Source organism: Streptomyces sp. NPDC051064, from assembly GCF_044455985.1.
GTDB lineage: Bacteria > Actinomycetota > Actinomycetes > Streptomycetales > Streptomycetaceae > Streptomyces.
In genome coordinates, this window is record NZ_JBITFK010000004.1 from 313,352 (window position 1) to 333,282 (window position 19,931).

Sequence of the window (19,931 nt, forward strand, 5' to 3'; positions counted from 1 at the left end):
GCTCTCATGGCCGAACAGGACATCTTCGAGAACATCGACGGACTGATCACCGAGGAGCGCGCCCTCCGCGCCCGCTCCACCGCGGACCTGGGCCTCTCCGCCGAGGAGCGGTCACGGCTGCGCGAGGTGGAGGTCCAGCTCGACCAGTGCTGGGACCTGCTGCGGCAGCGGCGCGCGCTCAGCGAATTCGGCGAGGACCCCTCGGAGGCGCGGGTGCGCCCGGCCGACGAGGTGGAGGGGTACCAGAGCTGAAACCCCTGCCGGACCGCCTAGCCGGCGTCCGGGCCCCGGCCCTGGAAGCCCTGGAGGCGTTCCATCTCCCGGCGGTCCCGCTTGGTCGGGCGGCCCGCGCCCCGGTCGCGGACCGGGACCTGGATCGCCATCTCGCGCGGCGGCGGGGGCGGGCTGTTGTCGACGAAGCACTCCGCGGCGACCGGCGGACCCACCCGCTTCTTCACGATCTTGGAGACGACCACGATCCGGTCCCGGCCGGCGTGCCGCAGCCGCACCTCGTCGCCCGTACGCAGGGCCTGGGCGGGCTTCGCGCGCTCGCCGTTGACACGCACATGTCCCGCGCGGCAGGCGGCAGCCGCCTGCGAGCGGGTCTTCGTCAGCCGGACCGCCCAGATCCAGGCATCGACCCGGACGCTTCCCTCCGCCTGCGGCGCCTCACCGGAAACCATGCGTACGACTGTAGACCGTCCGGCACATGGGGGGTGGAGGAAAGAGCCCCGCGACGCCGCCCCCCATGTGCCGGACGGTCTTGGTGAGGCGCCTTCACGGGGTCAGGAGCCGAAGCCGCTGATGACGTCACCCATGTCGTAGCTGTACAGCTCCCGCTTGCAGACCCCGCACTCGCTGGGCGCGTGCTCGCTCAGCGACCACAGCTTCGGGGCGAAGCCGTCGCCCCTCCCGTGCGCGAGATACAGGTCCTCGGGGCCGAACGAGCTCTCCAGGATCTTCGGGTTGGCGACGAGCTGCGTCGTGCCGTCCACGGTCCCCGGGGTGGCCTGCATCAGCCGGCCGTTGTCGTAGGCGTTGCTGCGGTGGAAGTACCACTTGCCGTCGTAGCGCGTGACGCCCTGGATCTTGTGCCAGAGGTCCTCGCCCCCGAAGGTCCCCGTGTCCGGCAGTCCGTACGCGAGGTCCGCCCTGGCCGTGGTGCCCGACGCGCCCTCGACGGCGGCGGTCAGCGCGGTCATCGGGTAGGTGCCGACGCGGCCGTTGCTGGACCCGCCGTTGTTGGTGTTGCAGTACTCACCGAGGACCATGTGGTCGTCGCCGGTCCGGTCGAGCGAGATGTACGAGGCCTTCGGGCGGCCGGTGGCGTAGCACTGGTTCTCGCTGGTGGTCCCGCCGTTCTTCGCCGTGGTGAACTTCAGCGTGGCGACCTGGGGCATCACGTACCGGTAGCCGTATCCGTACCAGACGTTGTTCTGGCGGCCGACCCGCTTCTTGTCGACGACGTTGCTGACGAGGCCGTCCGGAGTCGGGTCGTGGACCGAGGTGTCGTTGTCCGGGTTGAGGTCCATGATCTTGCGGAGGTCGAAGACCCGCATGCCGTTGGCCGTGTCGGCGACGTAGAGGTAGTTGCCGTACCAGACCATGCCGCCGGCGTGGATGCCGTTCTGCGCCCTGCAGGCGTCCGTCACGCCGGACTCCTGCGTGCACGTGCCCTCGCTCGCGTGCAGGGCGTCGAAGGAGATGTGGTCCTTGGAGTTCAGGTAGGGCCAGGCCAGCAGCACATGGCGGTACTTCTTGGTGGCCTGGTTGAAGAAGCTGACCCGTATGCCCTTCTCGTTGCAGGCGTCGGATGCCGAGTCCTGGACGCAGTTGCTACGGCCGGAGGCGTAGTTGCTGCGGCCCGGGTTCTGGTCGTCGTAGCCCGCCACCGCGATGGGCTCGGCGTCCGACGTGCCCCAGTCCTCGTCCTCCTGGGCGTCCGAGACGCCGGTGATGGCCTGCGGGATCCACTCGGAGGAGGTGGCGTCGTCGTCCTTCCAGCAGACACGGGGGGCCGCGGTCAGGTCGGGACCGTAGATGGCCGCGTCACCGCAGGTGGCGTTCCAGCCCGCGTCACGGTTGGCCTGCGTCATGAGCTCGGTGAGGCCCTGCTTGGGCAGGGCGGCGTCCAGCTTGTCGACGAGCCCCGTGAGGCCTGTGCCGGTCTCCAGGGTGAAGTCGCCCGGACGGCCGGGGACCACGGCCTGTGCGTCGGCGGTCGCGGAGGGGGCGGATCCCGAACCCGCCAGGTCGTCCTGCTCCCCTTCGGGCGCGTTCTCGAAGCCGTCGTCCGGCATGCCCTCATGGCCCGGGACGGGATCGTCCGCCGCGACGGCGCGAGGGGCGTCAGCGGGGGCGGCGGCCGTGGCACCCGTCGCCGGCACCAGCGCGGTCATCAGTGCGCCTGCTGCCACGGCGCAGGCCGCGAGGCGTGTTCGGCGGGATGGTTGTCCCATGTGGGGGCCCTTCGTGAGTGCGCGTACCGACCGGCCGTTGCGCCTGATTCCTCATCAGGCACAACGGCCGGTCACGCTAGCAACACAATCGGGCGACCTATACGCACATTTGAACGACACTCATCAGCCGTGCACCACACGGACACAGGCCGTAGTGAGGGCTCCGCTTGTGCAGGGCCGGACGGTTCAGACGCCTATGTCGCTGCCGTCCTCGCGCCAGACCGCGACGACCGACGGGCGCACGATCCTGCCCGGCCCGTCCGGCCAGGTGCTCGCGGGCTTCTCGACGGAGGCGCCGTCGACCTCGCCCGGGTGCTGTACGGCGACGAGGACGCGGCGGTCCTGGATCACCGGGCCGCAGGTCTCCGCGCCGGTCGGCACGGTCAGGAACTGCTTGAGCTCGCCCCGTCGTTCGCCCTGCGTGGCGACGCCGAACAGGCCGTCGTGCGAACCGAGCTGGGCACCGTCCGTGGAGATCCAGAGGTTGCCGTGGTCGTCGAAGGCGACGTTGTCGGGGCAGGAGATGGGGCTGACCTTCTCCTTCGGGAACCCGGCGAAGTACGTCGCCGGGTCCTCCGGGTCGCCCGCGACGAGGAACAGCCGCCAGGCGAAGCCGTCGCCCGCCGGGTCGTCCCGGTTCTCCGCGAGCTCCAGGATCTGACCGTGCTTGTTGGCGTTGCGCGGGTTGGCCTCGTCGGCGCCGGCCTTGCCCGCCTTTCCGCGGTCGGTGTTGTTGGTGAGCGCGATGTAGACCCGGCCGGTGCGCGGCGAGGGCTCGACGTCCTCGGGACGGTCCATCTTCGTCGCGCCGACCTTGTCACCGGCCAGGCGGGTGAAGACGTACACCTCGTCGGCCGTCATGCCCGGGACGTGCGAGGTGGTGCCCGTGGCGAGCGGGATCCAGACGCCGCTGCCGTCGAACTCGCCGTCGGAGGGGAGCTTGCCCGTCCCGTCGAACTCCGCGGCCGGGGAGTCCCCGGTCAGCTTGGCGACGTACAGCGTTCCCTCGTCCAGCAGCGTGAGGTTGTGCTCCCGGGCGGCCCGCGAGTTCCCCTTCTTCATCCGCTTGCTGGAGACGAACTTGTAGAAGTAGTCGAACCGTTCGTCGTCGCCCATGTAGACCACGGGGCGGCCGTCGGCGGTCAGCCGGGGCTGCGCCGCCTCGTGCTTGAACCGGCCGAGCGCGGTCCGCTTGCGGGGCGTGGAGTCGGGGTCGTACGGGTCGAGCTCGACGACCCAGCCGAAGCGGTGCGCCTCGTTGGGCTCCTGTGCCAGGTCGAAGCGCCTGTCGAACCGCTCCCACTTGCGCTCGGTGGCGGCCGTGCCGATGCCGTAGCGCTTGTCGGTGTCGCTGGAACCGTTGGCGAAGTACTGGTTGAAGTTCTCCTCGCCGTGCAGCGTGGTGCCCCACGGGGTGGTGCCGCCCGCACAGTTGTTCAGGGTGCCCAGCACCTTGCGGCCGGTGCGGTCGGCGGAGGTACGGAGCAACGGGCTGCCGGCGGCGGGGCCGGTGACCCGGAATTCGCTGGTCGCGGTGAGACGGCGGTTCAGCGGGTGGCGGTTGACCGGCGCGAGCTTGCCGGTGCGGTTCTCCTCCTGGACGACGACCACGGAGAGTCCGTGTGCCGCCCAGGCGATCTCGACCTGCTCACGGGTCGGGCTGGCCGGATCGTATCCACGGAACATCAGGATCTCGTCCGTGTACTCGTGGTTGGCGACCAGCACCTGACGGCCGCGCTCACCGCGCAGCGGGAGCAGGGAGAGGAAGTCGTTGTTGTAGCCGAACTGGCCCGCCTGCGCCTTCGCCGACTGCTTGTCGGGGTCGAAGCGGGGAGCGCCGCGCAGGATCGGTTCGCCCCAGCGGATCACGACGTTCTGGCCGTAGCCGTCGGGGATCGTGACCTTGTCCTCCGTGTTGGGCGCGACCGCCGCGAAGCGCAGGCCCCGGGCGCCCGGGGTGGTGGGCTTCGGCTTGCCGCCCGTACGGCCCGCGAGGGGCGCGGCCTCGGCACTCGGGGCCGCGGGGCCGGCGAGAGCGGTGGTTCCGGCGGCGGCGGCCACGGTCACCACGGCGGCGGCGCGCATCATCGACCGGCGTGACAGGGCACCGGCGATGATGTCGCCGGCGTACTCGTTGTCGCTGGTGTTCGGAACCTCCTGGAAGCAGGCGTCACCGCAGCGGTAGCGGCAGGTCAGCGCAGAGCGCCCGCCCTGGTGCGAGCCGATGAGCGGCAGCAGATCGCGCACGTTTTCGTCCCTCCGTCTGTGTGTCACGCGTGACGGTAGGTGCGCATCCACGCCGTTCGTGGGACTGCCGGTGAACGGAGGGTGAAGTCCGGGACACCGCTCCTCTTCCCTTTGATCCGGGCCCCGTTCAGGACTCGGTCACGACTCGGGTGGAGCTCGGTTGCCCCAGGGGCGGGCCGCGCCACCGAACGGCCGGATCCGGCCGCTAACCTTACGTATCCGCCCTGGCCAGGGATCAATTCCCGCAGTACGGACATTTATCGCACCCACCTCATGCGAAAGGCCTCGCCCATGGGCATTCGGAGCTTGCTGCGCAAGGTGTTCGGCCGGACGGAGCAGGACGAGCCGACCACGGCCACCGTCCCGCCCCAGGCCGAGCGCACCCAGCCCACGGAGCCGGAGCCGGAGACCGCCACTTCGGCGGCCGAGCCCGCGAAGGCCTCGGTACCGGCCCCGGCCTCCTCCTCGGACCGGTCCGCCGGCACGGGGGACGACAGCGGACAGGCGTCCGACCTGGTCGCGGCGGCCTTCGACAAGGCGGCCGCGACCTCGGCGACCACGCCTGCCTCCACGTCCGCGCCGAGGGTTCCGGCCCAGGGGTCGGACCCGGAGGCGAAGCCGGCCGCGGACGCCGGGAAGGACGCGGCCGAGGAGGCCGCCGCGGTGACGGAGCCGGCCGCCGCCGCGCCGATCACGATCGACATCGACCCGGAGCCGGAGGCGGAGCAGCTTCCTGCCGCCGAGGAGAAGGTGGTGGCGGCTGTCGAACCGGCCGCCGCCGAGAAGCCGGCCGAACCGGTCGCGGTCGCGGAACCCGAGCCGGCCGTCGAGCCCGAGCCGGTCGCCACCGCGGAGCCGGTGGCCGAAGCCGCACCGGAGCCCGTCGCCGCACCCGAGCCGGAAGCCGCACCCGAGCCGCCGAAGGCGGAGCCCGTCGCCGCCGCCGAGCCCGTCACCGAAGCCGCACCGGAAGCCGTCGCCGCACCCGAGCCGGAAGCCGCACCCGAGCCGCCGAAGGCGGAGCCGGTCGCCGCCGCCGAGCCGGTCGCCGAAGCCGCACCGGAACCCGTCACCGCACCCGAGCCGGAAGCCGCACCCGCGGCCAAGACCGCCGCCCCCGCCGGCAAGCCCGCCGTCACCCTCGCCCGGGTCAAGGCGGCGGCGCCCGCGCTCGTGACCCCGTACAAGGCCGCACAGGCCGGGCTCAAGGCGCACGGGCTGACCGGGCTGCGGGCCACCGTGTATCTGGTGCTCGACCGGTCCGGTTCCATGCGGCCGTTCTACAAGGACGGCAGCGCCCAGCACCTGGGCGACCGCGCCCTGGCGCTCGCGGCCCACCTGGACCCGAACGCCACCGTGCCCGTCGTCTTCTTCTCGACCGACATCGACGGCACCGGGGCGATCGACCTCACCGCCCACGAGGGCCGGATCGACGAGCTGAACGCGGGCCTCGGCCGCCTGGGCCGTACGAACTACCACCGGGCCGTCGAGGAGGTCGTCGCGCACTACGAGAAGTCCGGCGCCGACGGCCCGGCGCTGGTCGTCTTCCAGACGGACGGCGCCCCGGACGCCAAGGTGGCGGCCAAGCAGGCACTGGCGGACGCGGCGCGGCTGCCGCTGTTCTTCCAGTTCGTCGCGTTCGGCGACGAGGACGCGAAGGCCTTCGACTTCCTGCGCAAGCTGGACGCCGAGAACGCCGGGTTCTTCCACGCGGGCCCCGCCCCGCGCGAGGTCCCCGACGCGGCCTTCTACCGTGAGGCCCTCGCCGCACTGCCCGCCTGGGCCGCCGCCCGCGGGGTCGTCGCGGAGGACTGATCCACCGGCGGCCGTACGGTCGCGGCGAGCCCGCCCTCCGGGCCGGGTACCGCCGTGACCGTACCGCCGTGAGCCATCGCGAGATCGATGTGAGTGGATCTCCCACGGACCGTTAGGATTTCGACCATGGCGGCCACTGGATCCGAGAAGCAAGGGGGCGACGGCGTGAAGAGTTTCTACGTATCGACCCCCATCTACTACGTCAACGACGCTCCTCACCTGGGGCACGCCTATACGACCGTCGCAGGCGACGTGCTCACCCGCTGGCACCGCCAGCGTGGCGAGAAGGTGTGGTACCTCACCGGCACGGACGAGCACGGTCAGAAGATCATGCGCACGGCCGAGGCGAACGACGTCACGCCCCAGGCCTGGTGCGACAAGCTCGTCGAGGAGGCCTGGAAGCCCCTCTGGGAGCACCTGAACATCGCGAACGACGACTTCATCCGTACGACGGAGAAGCGGCACACCGACCGTGTGCAGGAGTTCGTGCAGGACCTGTACGACAAGGACCAGATCTACAAGGGCGGGTACGAAGGCCCGTACTGCGTCGGCTGCGAGGAGTACAAGCTCCCCGGCGACCTGATCGAGGCCGAGGACGGCACGAAGCTGTGCCCGATCCACAAGAAGCCGGTGGAGCTCCTCAAGGAGGAGAACTACTTCTTCAAGCTCAGCGAGTACGGCCCGAAGCTCATGGAGTTCTACGCGGCCAACCCGGGCTTCATCCAGCCCGAGTCCGCCCGCAACGAGATCGTGAACTTCGTCAAGCAGGGCCTTCAGGACCTGTCGATCTCGCGCTCCACGTTCGACTGGGGCGTCCCGGTGCCGTGGGACCCGAAGCACGTCATCTACGTGTGGATCGACGCGCTGCTCAACTACGCGACGGCGGTCGGCTACGGCGCCAACCAGGAGAAGTTCGACGGCACCTTCCCGGCGGACGTGCACCTGATCGGCAAGGACATCCTGCGCTTCCACTCGGTCATCTGGCCGGCCATGCTGATGGCGCAGGGCCTGCCACTGCCCGGCAAGGTCGTCGCCAACGGCTGGCTGATGGTCGGCGGCGAGAAGATGTCCAAGTCGAACCTGACGGGCATCAAGCCGCAGGACCTGACCTCGCACTTCGGCGTGGACGCGTACCGCTGGTACTTCCTCCGGGCCATCGCGTACGGCAGCGACGGCTCGTTCTCCTGGGAGGACTTCAGCGCCCGCTACACCTCCGAGCTCGCCAACGACTACGGCAACCTCGCCTCGCGCGTCGCCGCCATGGTCGGCAAGTACTTCGGCGGTGCGCTCCCGGAGGCCACGGCCGCCGGTGACGCGGAACGGGCGGTCCAGGAGGGCCTGGCCAGGGCCGTCGCCTCGGCCGATCAGAAGATCGGCGAGGAGCTGGATTTCCAGGGCGGCATCCTGGCGGTCTTCGACTTCGTGAAGCAGGTCAACGGCTACATCACGGAGCAGGAGCCCTGGAAGGTCGCCAAGGACACGTCGCCCGAGGGCCAGGCACGGCTCGCGACCATCCTGTACACGGCGGCCGACGCACTGCGCGGTGTCGCGGTCCTGCTGAACGCCGTCATGCCGGACACCTCGCAGAAGCTGTGGGAGTCCCTGGGCGCCGAGGCGTCCCTGGGCGCCCTGGCCGACCAGCCGGTGCAGGACGCGGGCCGCTGGGGTCAGCTGCCCGTGGGCGCGACGGTGACGAAGGGCGCGGTGCTGTTCCCGCGCCTGGAGGAGAAGCCCGCGTAAGCGGCGTACGCAGTGCAGGAGCCCGGGACCCGAACCCATCGGGACCCGGGCTCCTGCGTGTGACCCGGCACAGCGTGTCCGGCGTTTCACCGGGCCAGCGACGCGGCGTCCCCCATCACGATCACCGGGTGCTTGGCGGGGTCCAGGGTGAGCAGCAGGTCGCGCATCCGGTCCTCGGTCAGCGAGACGCAGCCCTGGGTCGGTCCGCCGTGGTCCACGTGGATCCAGATGCCGCCGCCCCTCTCCGCGCCGAGCGGCCGGGTGCGGTCCAGGGGACTGGTGCCCGGGGTCCGGTTGTAGTTGATGGCGACCACGTAGTCGAAGGAGCCTTCGAGCGGCTCCCCCAGGAAGCCCTCGCCGCTCACCGCGAAGCGGTGCTGCTCGTCGTACGGGAGCAGCGCGCCCGGGTCGGGCAGCCGGCCGCCCGCGTCGGTGAGGCCGAAGACCCCGACGGGGGACCGGAGGTCGTCCGCGAGGTGGTGGTCCGTCCAGCCCTCCATGCCGTTGTGGGCGGGCCAGGGGCCCGCCCCGGGTCTCCAGCCGAGAGCGGGGTCGTCGAGGCTGTAGAGCATGACCGCGGAACGGTTGGAATCGGGGCCCTGCCCGGTCACCACGACGGCCTGCCGGGCCGTGGCCGGGATCTGCGCCCGGGTCTCCGGGCCCAGCGCCGGGATCTCAGCCGGGGGGCGGAGGCTCTCCACGGTGCGGGGCGGGGCGGCCGAGGTCTCCGGGCCGGCCGCGCCGCGGGGCGTGAAGGGGCCGGTCGTCTGCACCGCCCCGGCGGAACAGCCGATGACCAGCAGGAACAGGGTGACGAGCAGGGCGTACGGGCGACGCGGGACGGACACGGTACGGAACTCCTCGGTGGGGGGCGGACGAGCACTTCCCGTGCCAGTCCTTGCCGGACCCGACGGCGCCGAACCGGAACCGGGGCCATCCGGATGTACCCGGTTCGTGTACCCGAGGTCCGGGAGTTCCGCACGGTCCACCCGTACGCAGGCAAAGAGCCCGGAACCGTCATGGTTCCGGGCCCTTCACCGGGGGCCTGCTGTCCAGAGGCCGGTTCCGTCGTGAGTCTCGTCGGTCTGTCCGGTCGTCGTGCCGGATACCTGGCTCTTCTCCTCCTGGGCCGGGCGGTGGCGACGACGGACCCGGCCCCGGCTCCTGCTGCGGCCCACGACCGCCGCACCGCGGAACACCGCGCGGCACCGGGTGAGGTCCCTCCCACCGGCTCCACGAAAACAGTCCCCGGCCGGTGGCCGGGGACTGTTTCACGTGGAACCGAAGCGGAACCGGTGACGCCTACTTCGCGCCGGTGTCCCTCGCCACCGCGTCCGTGACGTCGGCCTTGTCCTTCGCGGCCGCGACGGGCTTGCGGAGCTGGATGTTCAGCTCGCGCAGCCGGGTCTCGTCCAGCACGGTCGGGGCACCCATCATCAGGTCCTGGGCGTTGCCGTTGAGCGGGAAGGCGATCGTCTCGCGGATGTTGGGCTCGTCGGCGAGCAGCATGACGATGCGGTCGACGCCCGGGGCGATGCCACCGTGCGGCGGGGCGCCGAGACGGAAGGCGCGGAGCATGCCCGCGAACTCGTGCTCGACGGTCTCGCGGTCGTAGCCGGCGATCTCGAAGGCCTTGAGCATCAGCTCGGGCTCGTGGTTACGGATGGCGCCGGAGGACAGCTCGATGCCGTTGCAGACGATGTCGTACTGCCAGGCGAGGATGTCCAGCGGGTCCTTCTCCTCCAGGTCCTTCAGGCCGCCCTGGGGCATCGAGAAGGGGTTGTGCGAGAAGTCGATCTTCCCGGTGTCCTCGTCCTTCTCGTACATCGGGAAGTCGACGATCCAGCAGAACCGGAAGACGCCCTCCTCGAAGTGGCCGGCGCGCTTGGCGGCCTCCACGCGGACGGCGGACATGATCTTGGAGACCTCGTCGAACTCGCCCGCGCCGAAGAAGACCGCGTGGCCGGGGGCCAGGGACAGTCGCTCGGTGAGGGTCTTGACGTCCGTCTCGGTGAGGAACTTCGCGATCGGCCCGGTCGGCGTGCCGTCCTCGCCCACGCGGACCCAGGCGAGGCCCTTCGCTCCGTGCTCGACGGCGTACTCACCGAGGCCGTCGAAGAACTTCCGGGACTGGCCCGCGGTGTCCGGCACGGGAAGGGCGCGGACGTGCTTGCCCGCGAACGCCTTGAAACCGGAGTCGGCGAACACGTCGGAGATGTCGACGAGCTCCAGCTTCGCCCGCAGGTCCGGCTTGTCGTTGCCGTACTTCAGCATCGACTCGCGGAAGGGGATGCGCGGGAACGGCGAGGTGACCTCGCGGCCGTTGCCGAACTCGGTGAAGAGCTCGGTCATCAGCTTCTCGATCGGCTGGAAGACGTCCTCCTGCTCGACGAAGGACATCTCGACATCGAGCTGGTAGAACTCGCCCGGTGAGCGGTCCGCGCGGGCGTCCTCGTCGCGGAAGCACGGCGCGATCTGGAAGTAGCGGTCGAAGCCCGAGATCATCAGCAGCTGCTTGAACTGCTGCGGGGCCTGCGGCAGCGCGTAGAACTTGCCGGGGTTCAGCCGGGACGGGACGACGAAGTCACGGGCGCCCTCGGGGGAGGTCGCGGTGAGGATCGGGGTCGCCATCTCGTTGAAGCCGAGGGCCACCATCTTGGAGCGGATGGAGGCGATCACGGCCGAGCGCAGCATGATGTTGCGGTGCATGCGCTCGCGGCGCAGGTCGAGGAAGCGGTACTCCAGGCGCCGCTCCTCGTTGACCCCGTCCTCGGTGTTGATCGTGAAGGGCAGCGGGCCGGCCTCGCCCAGCACCTCGACCTCGGTGACCTCGATCTCGATCTCACCGGTCGGGAGCTCCGGGTTGACGTTGTCGGAGCCGCGCGCGGAGACCTTGCCGTCGATCCGGACGACGGTCTCCTTGGTCAGTTTCGCCAAGGCGTCGTTGCCGGGGGTGCCGGGGCGGGCGACGAGCTGCACCAGACCGTAGTGGTCGCGCAGATCGATGAAGAGGATGCCGCCCAGGTCTCGACGATTGTGCAGCCAGCCGCTCAGCCGGACGTCGGTGCCGACGTCAGAGGCGCGGAGCTCGCCGCAGGTGTGGGACCTGTACCGATGCATCGTCGTTCATCCAGTCTTCGCGGTCGGGGTGGATTGACACCCCAGGCTACCGCCCGTGGACGCACCGCTTCATTGGCATTGTCGCCGCACGGCTGTCCGAGACCCGCCCGACGCCCTCCTGCGGCGGCCTCCCTCGGTGGCGACCGCGGAGAACATCTTCCTAAAGTGGGGCAATGCGCACCGAGGAGATCCTGGCTGCGATCGGGACCGGGCTGTGGAGCTGGGACAGCTCATCGGGCACGGTCACGCTCGACGCCGAGGCGGCGCGGCTGGTGGGACTGCCCGCCGAGGCCACGGCCCGCCCCGGCGAGGAGGTGCGCCCCCGGTTCCACCCCGCCGACTGGAACGAGATCGACGGCATCGTGAACTTCGCGATCGCCGAGGGCACGGTGGCCGAGGCCAGGATGCGGATCGTGGACGAGAACGGCGCGGTCGTACGCACGGTGCGCACCCGGTCGAAGCCGATCCCGCTGGACACCCCGGGCCGCCACACGTACGTGCTGACGGGCATCCTCCAGGAGGTCACCCAGCTCCCGGAGGACACCGCGGCGAAGACCCCGCTCACGGGCGACTGGCGGCGGTCGCGCGAGGCTTTCCTGCTGGACGCCGGACGGGCGCTGGCCGAGGCGGTGTCCACCGAGGAGGTCCTGCGGGTCGCGGGCTCGCTCTCCATGCCCGGGTTCTCGCCTGACGGACTCGCCGTGTTCGGGGTCTCGGGCGAGCGGCTGACGGTCATCGGGCACCACGGGCACAACGTCGGCGACGAGAAGCCGTTCACCGACATGCCCCTGCAGACCGACTACCCGGCAGCCGAGGTCGTGCGGACCGGCCAGGCCATCTACCTCGCCTCGCCCGAGGAGTACCGGCAGCGCTTCCCTGCCACCTGGCCCCTCGCCCGGGAGTTCGGACGCCAGTCCTGGGCCTTTCTGCCGTTGATCTCGTCCGGTCGCACCATGGGCGCCTGGATGGCCGGGTTCCGGCACAACGTGGCCTTCTCGCCGGACGAGCGCTCCGTGCTGTCGACGGTGGCCAGGATGCTGGCTCAGGCCCTGACCCGCGCCGGTGCCGCCGAGACCGAGCGGGAGCTGTCGCTGGGCCTCCAGCGGGCGATGAGGCCGTCCCTGGGACCCGGTGTGCCCGGCCTGACGGTGGCGGCGCGTTACATCCCGACAGGAGGAGGTCTCCAGGTCGGCGGCGACTGGTACGACGTGATCCCGCTCCCCAACGGCCGTATCGCCCTCGTCATCGGCGACGTCCAGGGCCATGACGTGCGGGCGGCGGGGCTGATGGGCCAGCTGCGGATCGCCCTGCGCGCGTACGCCTCCGAGGGGCACCGCCCCGACGCCGTGCTCTCCCGGGCCTCGCGCTTCCTGTCGGGACTGACCGAGACGTACGACCTCGACGACGGCGAGGACCGGTCCGACGCGACGCGCTTCGCGACCTGCCTGTACGCGGAGGCCGACCCCGAGAACGGGACCCTCGACGTCGCCCGGGCGGGCCACCCGGACCCGGTGGTGATCAGCGTCGACGGCACCGCGGTGATCCGGCAGACCGCCGGAGGGCTGCCCCTGGGCGTCGAGAAGGACGCCGACTACCCGACGACCCGCGTGGTCCTGGGACCCGGCGAGACGATCATGCTGTGCACGGACGGGCTCATCGAGACCGGCGGACACGACATGGCCACCGGATGGACCAGGCTCAGGCCGGTCCTGGAGAAGCCCGTCGAGGACCTGGAGGAGCTCGCGGACGCCCTCGTGCAGACGGTGCACGGTCCCGGCTCCCACTACACGACCGGGCCGCTGGTGGACCGCCGTGAGGACGACATCGCGGTCATGGTGCTGCGCCGCGAGGCCGCACGGACCCGCAGGACCCCGGGGCGGCGCTCGGCCATGACCATCGCCCAGGCGGAGCCCGAGCGCGTCGCGGCCGCCCGGCAGCAGCTGCGGGAGCTGCTGCACGACTGGGCGGACACGGAGCAGGTCGACTCCGCGGAGCTCATGGTCTCCGAGATGTCCACGAACGTGCTCGTCCACACGGACGGGGACGCGCTGCTCGTCGCGGAGGTGACGGGCGAGCGGGGCGAGCGGCGGCTGCGTGTCGAGGCGGCCGACGCCAGCGACGAGCTGCCGCACAAGCGGCGGCCGGGGGAGATGGCGTCCAGCGGCCGCGGGCTGGTGCTGATGGAGATGCTCGCCGACGCCTGGGGGGTGGACCCGAGGGGCGAAGGGAAGTCGATCTGGTTCGAGCTGTACGAGTCCGCGGAGCCGGCCGAGCTGGGCGTCACCGGCTCATGAGCTCCCGGGAACCGCGCCTTCCGGGCCTCCCGCCCCGTACCCCTTGCGCAGCTCGCCGATCACCCCGAACACCGCGGCGCACACCGGCACCGCCAGCAGCATGCCCAGCAGCCCCGCGACGCTCGCACCCGCGGTCAGCGCGATCATGATCGTGGCGGGGTGCATCTGGACCGTACGGCTCTGGATGACGGGCTGGAGCACGTGCCCTTCCAGCACCTGGACTGCGAGCACCACTCCCAGCACCCAGAGCGCGATCACGACGCCCCGGTCGGCGAGCGCGACCAGCACGGCCACGGCACCGGAGATGAAGGCCCCGAGATACGGGATGTAGGCACCGACGAAGACCAGCGCCCCCAGGCCCACCGCCCCCGGCACGCGCAGGATCAGCAGGCCCACCGTGATGCACAGCGCGTCGATCAGGGCGATGAAGGTGGTGCCGCGCATGAACCCCTCGACGGCTTCGAAGGCCCTGCGCCCCATGGCCTCCACGAGTCCGCCCGTGCCGCGCGGGGCGATGGTGTGGGCGAGGTGGACGGCACGGTCGGAGTCGCGCAGGAAGAAGAACGTCAGCAGCAGGGCCAGGACCGCGGTGGTCACGAGCGACCCGATGACGCTGATCCCGGTGAGCAGTCCGCCCGCCGCACTCGCGCCGAACCTCCCGATCAGCTTCTTCGCGTTGTCCGCCAGGTCGTCCACATTCGCGACCCCTTCGATGTCGAAGTGATCGATGACCCACTGTGCCGCGTCCTTCAGCGAGGCCACGATCTGGTCGCCGGTGTCGACGAGGGCGGTGACGACGATGTATCCGGCGCCGCCCCCCACCGCGACGAGCGCGGCGCAGGTGAGTCCGGCCGCCACGGATCTGTTCACCTTATGGGCGGTCAGCCAGCGGTGGACGGGGCCGAGCAGCGCCGTGCCGAGCAGTGCCAGCAGGACCGGGGTGACCGCGGTCTTGAGCACCACCACCAGCCAGATGGCCACAGCCACGACGCCGACGACCAGGAGCAGAACGCCGCACCAGGCGGCCGTCCGCCGCGCGACATCGGGCAGGAGGGGCTTCCGGTTCGGCACCCTCCCACCCGATCACGGGCGGGGAGTGATGTCCCTTCCGCACGGTCGTACGGGTGACGGCCCGTCACCCGTACGACCGGAGGGGCCGGTCACATGCCGTGGACGGCCGGGACCTTGCCGAGGCGGCCGGCCTGGAAGTCCTCGAAGGCCTGCTTGAGCTCGTCCTGGGTGTTCATCACGAACGGCCCGTAGTGCGCCATCGGCTCACGGATCGGGCGCCCGCCGAGCAGCACGACCTCCAGGTCCGGGGTGTTGCCGTCCTGCGTCTCGTCGGCGCGGACGGTCAGCGAGGACCCCTTGCCGAAGACCGCGGTCTGCCCGGTGCGGACCGGGCGGCGCTCCTCACCGACGCTGCCGCGCCCGGCGAGGACGTACGCGAGGCCGTTGAAGTCCTCGCGCCACGGAAGCGTCACCTCGGCACCCGGCCGGACCGTCGCGTGGACCATGGTGATCGGCGTGTGCGTGATGCCCGGGCCCTCGTGGCCGTCGAGCTCACCGGCGATGACACGGAGCAGCGCGCCGCCGTCCGGGGAGGCGAGGAGCTGGACCTGGCCACCACGGATGTCCTGGTAGCGCGGGGCCATCATCTTGTCGGCCTTGGGCAGGTTCACCCAGAGCTGGAGGCCGTGGAAGAGGCCGCCGGACATGACGAGCGCCTCGGGCGGCGTCTCGATGTGCAGGAGCCCGCTGCCGGCGGTCATCCACTGGGTGTCGCCGTTCTCGATGGCACCGCCGCCGCCGTGACTGTCCTGGTGGATGAAGCTGCCGTCGATGATGTACGTGACGGTCTCGAAGCCGCGGTGCGGGTGCCAGGGAGTCCCCTTCGGCTCGCCGGCCGCGTACTCCACCTCACCCATCTGGTCCATCATGATGAACGGGTCGAGGTGCCGGTAGTTGATCCCGGCGAAGGCACGCCGCACCGGGAACCCCTCGCCCTCGAAACCGCTGGGCGCGGTCGTGACGGTCAGCACAGGGCGGGCCACGGCCTCGGCCTGGGCCGCGACCTTCGGCAGGGTCAGCGGGTTTTCGACGGTCACTGCGGGCATGGGAGCCACCTCCGGGAGTCTTCTGCGACCAATTTAGTTGAACAGTGAACATCTAGCAAGGCGGCATCCATTCCCGCCGCCCCGGACAGCACCGAGGGCCCGCACCGGACGGTGCGGGCCCTCGGGCCGCCTCGGGCCGCGGACGCCCTCGGCCGTCCGCGGATCAGGGGATGCCTATCCGTACATACGACGCATAGCGAAGTCCACCATCTGCTCCACCGCCTTGGCGTCGAAGACCATGCGGTGATCACCCTCCATGTCCAGGACGAAGCCGTAGCCGGTCGGCAGCAGGTCGATCACCTCGGCGCCCGTGATCACGAAGTACTTGGACTCCTTGCCCGCGTAGCTCCGGAGCTCCTTGAGCGTGGTGAACATGGGGATCACCGGCTGCTGGGTGTTGTGGAGCGCCAGGAAGCCGGGGTTGTCGCCGCGCGGGCAGTAGACCTTCGCCGTGGCGAAGATCTGCTGGAAGTCCTCCGCGGACAGCGACCCGGTCGTGAAGGCCCGTACCGCGTCGGCCAGGGACGGCGGCGAGGGCTCGGGGTACAACGGCTGCTCGCCATAGCCGCCGCCCATCTGCTGCTGTGCGCCCTGGTTCTGGTCGTAGCCATACATGCCGCAAAGAGTAATCGGACACATCTGTGCCTTGAGGGGTTGCGCCTTATTACTGACGGGTAGCATCATCGTGGGGGTCAGGTGATATACCCACGCCCGGCCGTCCGTCGCCCGAACCTCACTCCTCCACGGGGCGCTGCGCGCCACTGCTATTGATTACGGAGCCTTCCCATGGGGCACTACAAGTCGAATCTCCGCGACATCGAGTTCAACCTCTTCGAGGTCCTCGGGCGCGACAAGCTGTACGGCACCGGTCCGTTCGCGGAGATGGACGTCGACACCGCGAAGAGCATCCTGGACGAGGTGACCCGCCTCGCGGAGAACGAGCTCGCCGACTCGTACGCCGACGCGGACCGCAACCCGCCGGTCTTCGACCCCGAGACGAACACCGCGCCCGTCCCGGCCTCCTTCAAGAAGTCCTACCAGGCCTTCATGGACTCCGAGTACTGGCGCCTGGGACTGCCCGAGGAGATCGGCGGCACGACGTCGCCGCGCTCCCTGATCTGGGGTTACGCGGAGCTGCTGCTCGGCTCGAACCCGGCCGTCTGGATGTACTCCTCCGGCCCCGCGTTCGCCGGCATCCTCTTCGACGAGGGCAACGAGGCGCAGAAGAAGGTCGCGGAGATCGCCGTCGAGAAGCAGTGGGGCTCGACGATGGTGCTGACCGAGCCCGACGCCGGTTCGGACGTCGGCGCCGGCCGCACGAAGGCGGTCGAGCAGGAGGACGGCTCCTGGCACATCGAGGGTGTGAAGCGCTTCATCACCTCGGGCGAGCACGACATGTCCGAGAACATCCTCCACTACGTCCTGGCACGCCCCGAGGGCGCCGGCCCGGGCACCAAGGGCCTCTCCCTCTTCCTGGTCCCGAAGTTCCACTTCGACTGGACCACCGGCGAGCTCGGTGCGCGTAACGGCGTGTACGCGACGAACGTCGAGCACAAGATGGGTCTCAAGGCGTCGAACACCTGCGAGATGACCTTCGGCGACCAGCACCCCGCCAAGGGCTGGCTGATCGGCGACAAGCACGACGGCATCCGCCAGATGTTCCGCATCATCGAGTTCGCCCGCATGATGGTCGGCACGAAGGCCATCGCGGCCCTCTCTGCGGGCTACCTCAACGCGCTGGAGTACGCCAAGGAGCGCGTCCAGGGCACCGACCTGTCGCAGTTCATGGACAAGACGGCCCCCAAGGTCACCATCACGCACCACCCCGACGTGCGCCGCTCCCTGATGACGCAGAAGGCGTACGCCGAGGGCATGCGCTCCCTCGTGCTGTACACCGCCTCCGTCCAGGACGCGATCCAGGTGAAGGAGGCCGCGGGCGAGGACGCCAAGGCACTCAACGGCCTCAACGACCTGCTGCTCCCGATCGTGAAGGGCTACGGCTCCGAGAAGTCCTACGAGCAGCTCGCGCAGTCGCTCCAGACGTTCGGCGGTTCCGGTTACCTCCAGGAGTACCCGGTCGAGCAGTACATCCGCGACGCCAAGATCGACACCCTCTACGAGGGCACGACGGCGATCCAGGGCCAGGACTTCTTCTTCCGGAAGATCGTCCGCGACCAGGGCGCCTCGCTGAACGCCCTCTCCGAGGAGATCAAGAAGTTCCTCGCGAGCGCCCAGGGCGACGAGGAGCTGTCCGGCTCGCTGGACAACCTCGCCAAGGCCGCGGTGGACCTGGAGGCGATCGTCGGCACGATGATCACCGACCTCACCGCCACGGGCGAGGACGTCAAGAACATCTACAAGGTCGGTCTCAACACGACCCGCCTCCTGATGGCCTCGGGCGACGTCGTCGTCGGCTACCTGCTGCTCAAGGGCGCGGTCGTGGCCTCCGAGAAGCTGCGCAACGCCTCCGCCAAGGACACCGCCTTCTACCAGGGCAAGATCGCCGCTGCGAAGTTCTTCGCCGCGAACGTCCTGCCGGGCGTCTCCGGCGAGCGCGCGCTGGCCGAGTCCGTCGACAACTCGCTGATGGAGCTCGACGAGGCCGCGTTCTAGTCGTCGCCGGCCCGCCCCGCCCATGATGACGCCGCCACCCGGATCCCTCCAGGTGGCGGCGTCGTCATGGGCGGGGCAACTTTCCGGACACGGGCGGCGGCACGACGTCGTACACCGTTAAACGTCCCGGTCCGCCGTCGTTACAGTGAGGAACATGAGCTCTCCCCTCCGCTTCGACCGCGGGCACACCGACGATCTGATGGCCTTCCTGATGGCGGCCCCTTCCCCGTACCACGCCGTGGCCGCGGCCGCCGCGCGGCTGGAGAAGGCCGGATTCCGGCAGGTCGAGGAGACGGACGCGTGGGACGGCTCCACCGGCGGTAAGTACGTCCTGCGGGGCGGCGCCATCGTGGCCTGGTACGTGCCGGAGGGCGCCGCCGCCCACACCCCGTTCCGGATCGTGGGCGCCCACACCGACTCCCCGAACCTGCGGGTCAAGCCGCTGCCCGACTCGGGTGCGCACGGCTGGCGCCAGATCGCCGTCGAGGTCTACGGCGGGACGCTCCTGAACACCTGGCTCGACCGGGACCTCGGTCTCGCCGGCCGCATCTCCCTGCGCGACGGCACGCACCGGCTGGTGAACATCGACCGGCCCCTGCTGCGCGTCCCCCAGCTCGCCGTGCACCTGGACCGGTCCGCCAATCCCGACGGCCTCAAGCTCGACCGCCAGAAGCACATGCAGCCGATCTGGGGACTCGGCGACGTCGAGGAGGGCGACCTCATCCGCTTCGTCGCCGACGCGGCGGGCGTCGAGGCCGCGGAGATCACCGGCTGGGACCTCATGCCGCACCCCGTCGAGCCGCCCGCCTACCTGGGCCGGGACCGTGAACTGCTCGCCGGTCCGCGCATGGACAACCTGCTCTCGGTGCACGCCGCGACGGCCGCGCTGGCCGCCGTGTCCGGGCAGCCGGACGACGAGATCCCGTACATCCCCGTGCTGGCCGCCTTCGACCACGAGGAGAACGGCTCCCAGTCCGACACCGGCGCGGACGGCCCGCTGCTGGGCACGGTCCTGGAGCGCTCCGTGTTCGCCCGCGGCGGTTCGTACGAGGACCGCGCCCGGGCCTTCGCCGGAACCGTCTGTCTCTCCTCGGACACCGGTCACGCCGTCCACCCCAACTACGCCGAGCGCCACGACCCGACGCACCACCCGGTGGCCAACGGCGGGCCCATCCTCAAGGTGAACGTCAACATGCGCTACGCGACCGACGGCGGCGGCCGCGCCGTGTTCGCCGCGGCCTGCGAGAAGGCCGGCGTGCCGTGGCAGACGTTCGTCTCCAACAACTCGATGCCGTGCGGCACCACGATCGGCCCGATCACCGCGGCCCGGCACGGCATCACGACCGTCGACATCGGTGTGGCGATCCTGTCGATGCACAGCGCGCGTGAACTCTGCGGCGCCGACGACCCGTACCTCCTGGCCAACGCGCTCACGGCGTTCCTCGCGGGCTGATCCCTCCACCGTCCCAACCGCCCCGGTGGACATGGTTGTTGCCGGGCCGGGTACGCGATCCGTACACCGGCCC

General features: G+C 70.5%; 14 protein-coding genes. 6 read left to right on the top strand and 8 right to left on the bottom strand.

Annotated features, from left to right (window positions below; translation table 11 throughout):
- The first annotated feature begins 6 nt into the window (after positions 1–6).
- Positions 7–252: a DUF2630 family protein gene (locus ACIBCU_RS16385; protein ID WP_362927446.1), complete on the top strand. Its 246-nt coding sequence runs from the start codon at positions 7–9 to the stop codon at positions 250–252.
- 17 nt (positions 253–269) lie between these two features.
- Here ACIBCU_RS16385 and ACIBCU_RS16390 read toward each other — a convergent pair whose 3' ends face one another.
- From ACIBCU_RS16390 to ACIBCU_RS16400, 3 genes are all read right to left on the bottom strand, one after another.
- Positions 270–683, bottom strand: coding sequence for an RNA-binding S4 domain-containing protein (locus tag ACIBCU_RS16390; RefSeq protein ID WP_362927447.1), 414 nt, complete (start codon positions 681–683; stop codon positions 270–272).
- A gap of 102 nt (positions 684–785) precedes the next feature.
- Complete coding sequence (locus ACIBCU_RS16395; RefSeq protein WP_362927448.1) at positions 786–2,459, bottom strand: hypothetical protein; 1,674 nt, start codon at positions 2,457–2,459, stop codon at positions 786–788.
- Between the two features lie 186 nt (positions 2,460–2,645).
- Positions 2,646–4,706: a PhoX family protein gene (locus ACIBCU_RS16400; protein WP_399231971.1), complete on the bottom strand. Its 2,061-nt coding sequence runs from the start codon at positions 4,704–4,706 to the stop codon at positions 2,646–2,648.
- 291 nt (positions 4,707–4,997) lie between these two features.
- Here ACIBCU_RS16400 and ACIBCU_RS16405 point away from each other — a divergent pair, with 291 nt between their 5' ends.
- Positions 4,998–6,521 carry a VWA domain-containing protein gene (locus ACIBCU_RS16405; protein ID WP_399231973.1) on the top strand — a complete coding sequence of 508 codons (1,524 nt, stop codon included), beginning with the start codon at positions 4,998–5,000 and terminating at the stop codon, positions 6,519–6,521.
- 126 nt (positions 6,522–6,647) lie between these two features.
- On the top strand, positions 6,648–8,261 hold the full coding sequence (metG, locus tag ACIBCU_RS16410) for a methionine--tRNA ligase (RefSeq protein WP_362927451.1): 1,614 nt from the start codon (positions 6,648–6,650) through the stop codon (positions 8,259–8,261).
- An 86-nt stretch (positions 8,262–8,347) separates the two neighbouring features.
- Here the strand turns inward: metG and ACIBCU_RS16415 are convergent, their stop codons facing one another.
- Positions 8,348–9,109: a hypothetical protein gene (locus ACIBCU_RS16415; protein WP_362927452.1), complete on the bottom strand. Its 762-nt coding sequence runs from the start codon at positions 9,107–9,109 to the stop codon at positions 8,348–8,350.
- 454 nt (positions 9,110–9,563) lie between these two features.
- Positions 9,564–11,381: an aspartate--tRNA ligase gene (gene aspS, locus ACIBCU_RS16420; protein ID WP_362927453.1), complete on the bottom strand. Its 1,818-nt coding sequence runs from the start codon at positions 11,379–11,381 to the stop codon at positions 9,564–9,566.
- 173 nt (positions 11,382–11,554) lie between these two features.
- On the opposite strand from aspS, the gene ACIBCU_RS16425 reads away from it, so the two are divergent.
- Positions 11,555–13,675, top strand: coding sequence for a SpoIIE family protein phosphatase (locus tag ACIBCU_RS16425; RefSeq protein ID WP_399231975.1), 2,121 nt, complete (start codon positions 11,555–11,557; stop codon positions 13,673–13,675).
- On the opposite strand, the gene ACIBCU_RS16430 is transcribed toward ACIBCU_RS16425, so the two are convergent.
- From ACIBCU_RS16430 to ACIBCU_RS16440, 3 genes are all read right to left on the bottom strand, one after another.
- A complete protein-coding gene (locus ACIBCU_RS16430) occupies positions 13,670–14,746 on the bottom strand; it encodes an AI-2E family transporter (protein WP_362927455.1) in 1,077 nt (358 codons plus the stop codon). The two genes, ACIBCU_RS16425 and ACIBCU_RS16430, sit on opposite strands and share 6 nt — an antisense overlap.
- Positions 14,747–14,835: 89 nt before the next feature.
- Positions 14,836–15,792, bottom strand: coding sequence for a pirin family protein (locus ACIBCU_RS16435; protein WP_399231978.1), 957 nt, complete (start codon positions 15,790–15,792; stop codon positions 14,836–14,838).
- Between the two features lie 174 nt (positions 15,793–15,966).
- Positions 15,967–16,407 carry an SseB family protein gene (locus ACIBCU_RS16440; RefSeq protein WP_103760589.1) on the bottom strand — a complete coding sequence of 147 codons (441 nt, stop codon included), beginning with the start codon at positions 16,405–16,407 and terminating at the stop codon, positions 15,967–15,969.
- A 171-nt stretch (positions 16,408–16,578) separates the two neighbouring features.
- On the opposite strand from ACIBCU_RS16440, the gene ACIBCU_RS16445 reads away from it, so the two are divergent.
- Together ACIBCU_RS16445 and ACIBCU_RS16450 are read left to right on the top strand one after the other, a co-directional pair.
- Complete coding sequence (locus ACIBCU_RS16445) at positions 16,579–18,405, top strand: acyl-CoA dehydrogenase (protein WP_362927457.1); 1,827 nt, start codon at positions 16,579–16,581, stop codon at positions 18,403–18,405.
- Between the two features lie 154 nt (positions 18,406–18,559).
- Positions 18,560–19,858 (top strand): M18 family aminopeptidase, encoded by a 1,299-nt coding sequence (locus ACIBCU_RS16450; RefSeq protein ID WP_362927458.1) that lies wholly within the window; start codon positions 18,560–18,562, stop codon positions 19,856–19,858.
- Positions 19,859–19,931 lie beyond the last annotated feature (73 nt).

Excerpts from the sequence above, each read along its gene's own strand:
- metG (WP_362927451.1), top strand. The coding sequence starts at position 6,648 with ATGGCGGCCACTGGATCCGAGAAGCAAGGGGGCGACGGCGTGAAGAGT.
- ACIBCU_RS16385 (WP_362927446.1), top strand. The coding sequence starts at position 7 with ATGGCCGAACAGGACATCTTCGAGAACATCGACGGACTGATCACCGAG.
- ACIBCU_RS16395 (WP_362927448.1), bottom strand. The coding sequence starts at position 2,459 with ATGGGACAACCATCCCGCCGAACACGCCTCGCGGCCTGCGCCGTGGCA.
- ACIBCU_RS16390 (WP_362927447.1), bottom strand. The coding sequence starts at position 683 with ATGGTTTCCGGTGAGGCGCCGCAGGCGGAGGGAAGCGTCCGGGTCGAT.
- ACIBCU_RS16435 (WP_399231978.1), bottom strand. The coding sequence starts at position 15,792 with ATGCCCGCAGTGACCGTCGAAAACCCGCTGACCCTGCCGAAGGTCGCG.
- aspS (WP_362927453.1), bottom strand. The coding sequence starts at position 11,381 with ATGCATCGGTACAGGTCCCACACCTGCGGCGAGCTCCGCGCCTCTGAC.
- ACIBCU_RS16450 (WP_362927458.1), top strand. The coding sequence starts at position 18,560 with ATGAGCTCTCCCCTCCGCTTCGACCGCGGGCACACCGACGATCTGATG.
- ACIBCU_RS16440 (WP_103760589.1), bottom strand. The coding sequence starts at position 16,407 with ATGTATGGCTACGACCAGAACCAGGGCGCACAGCAGCAGATGGGCGGC.
- ACIBCU_RS16425 (WP_399231975.1), top strand. The coding sequence starts at position 11,555 with ATGCGCACCGAGGAGATCCTGGCTGCGATCGGGACCGGGCTGTGGAGC.
- ACIBCU_RS16445 (WP_362927457.1), top strand. The coding sequence starts at position 16,579 with ATGGGGCACTACAAGTCGAATCTCCGCGACATCGAGTTCAACCTCTTC.
- ACIBCU_RS16405 (WP_399231973.1), top strand. The coding sequence starts at position 4,998 with ATGGGCATTCGGAGCTTGCTGCGCAAGGTGTTCGGCCGGACGGAGCAG.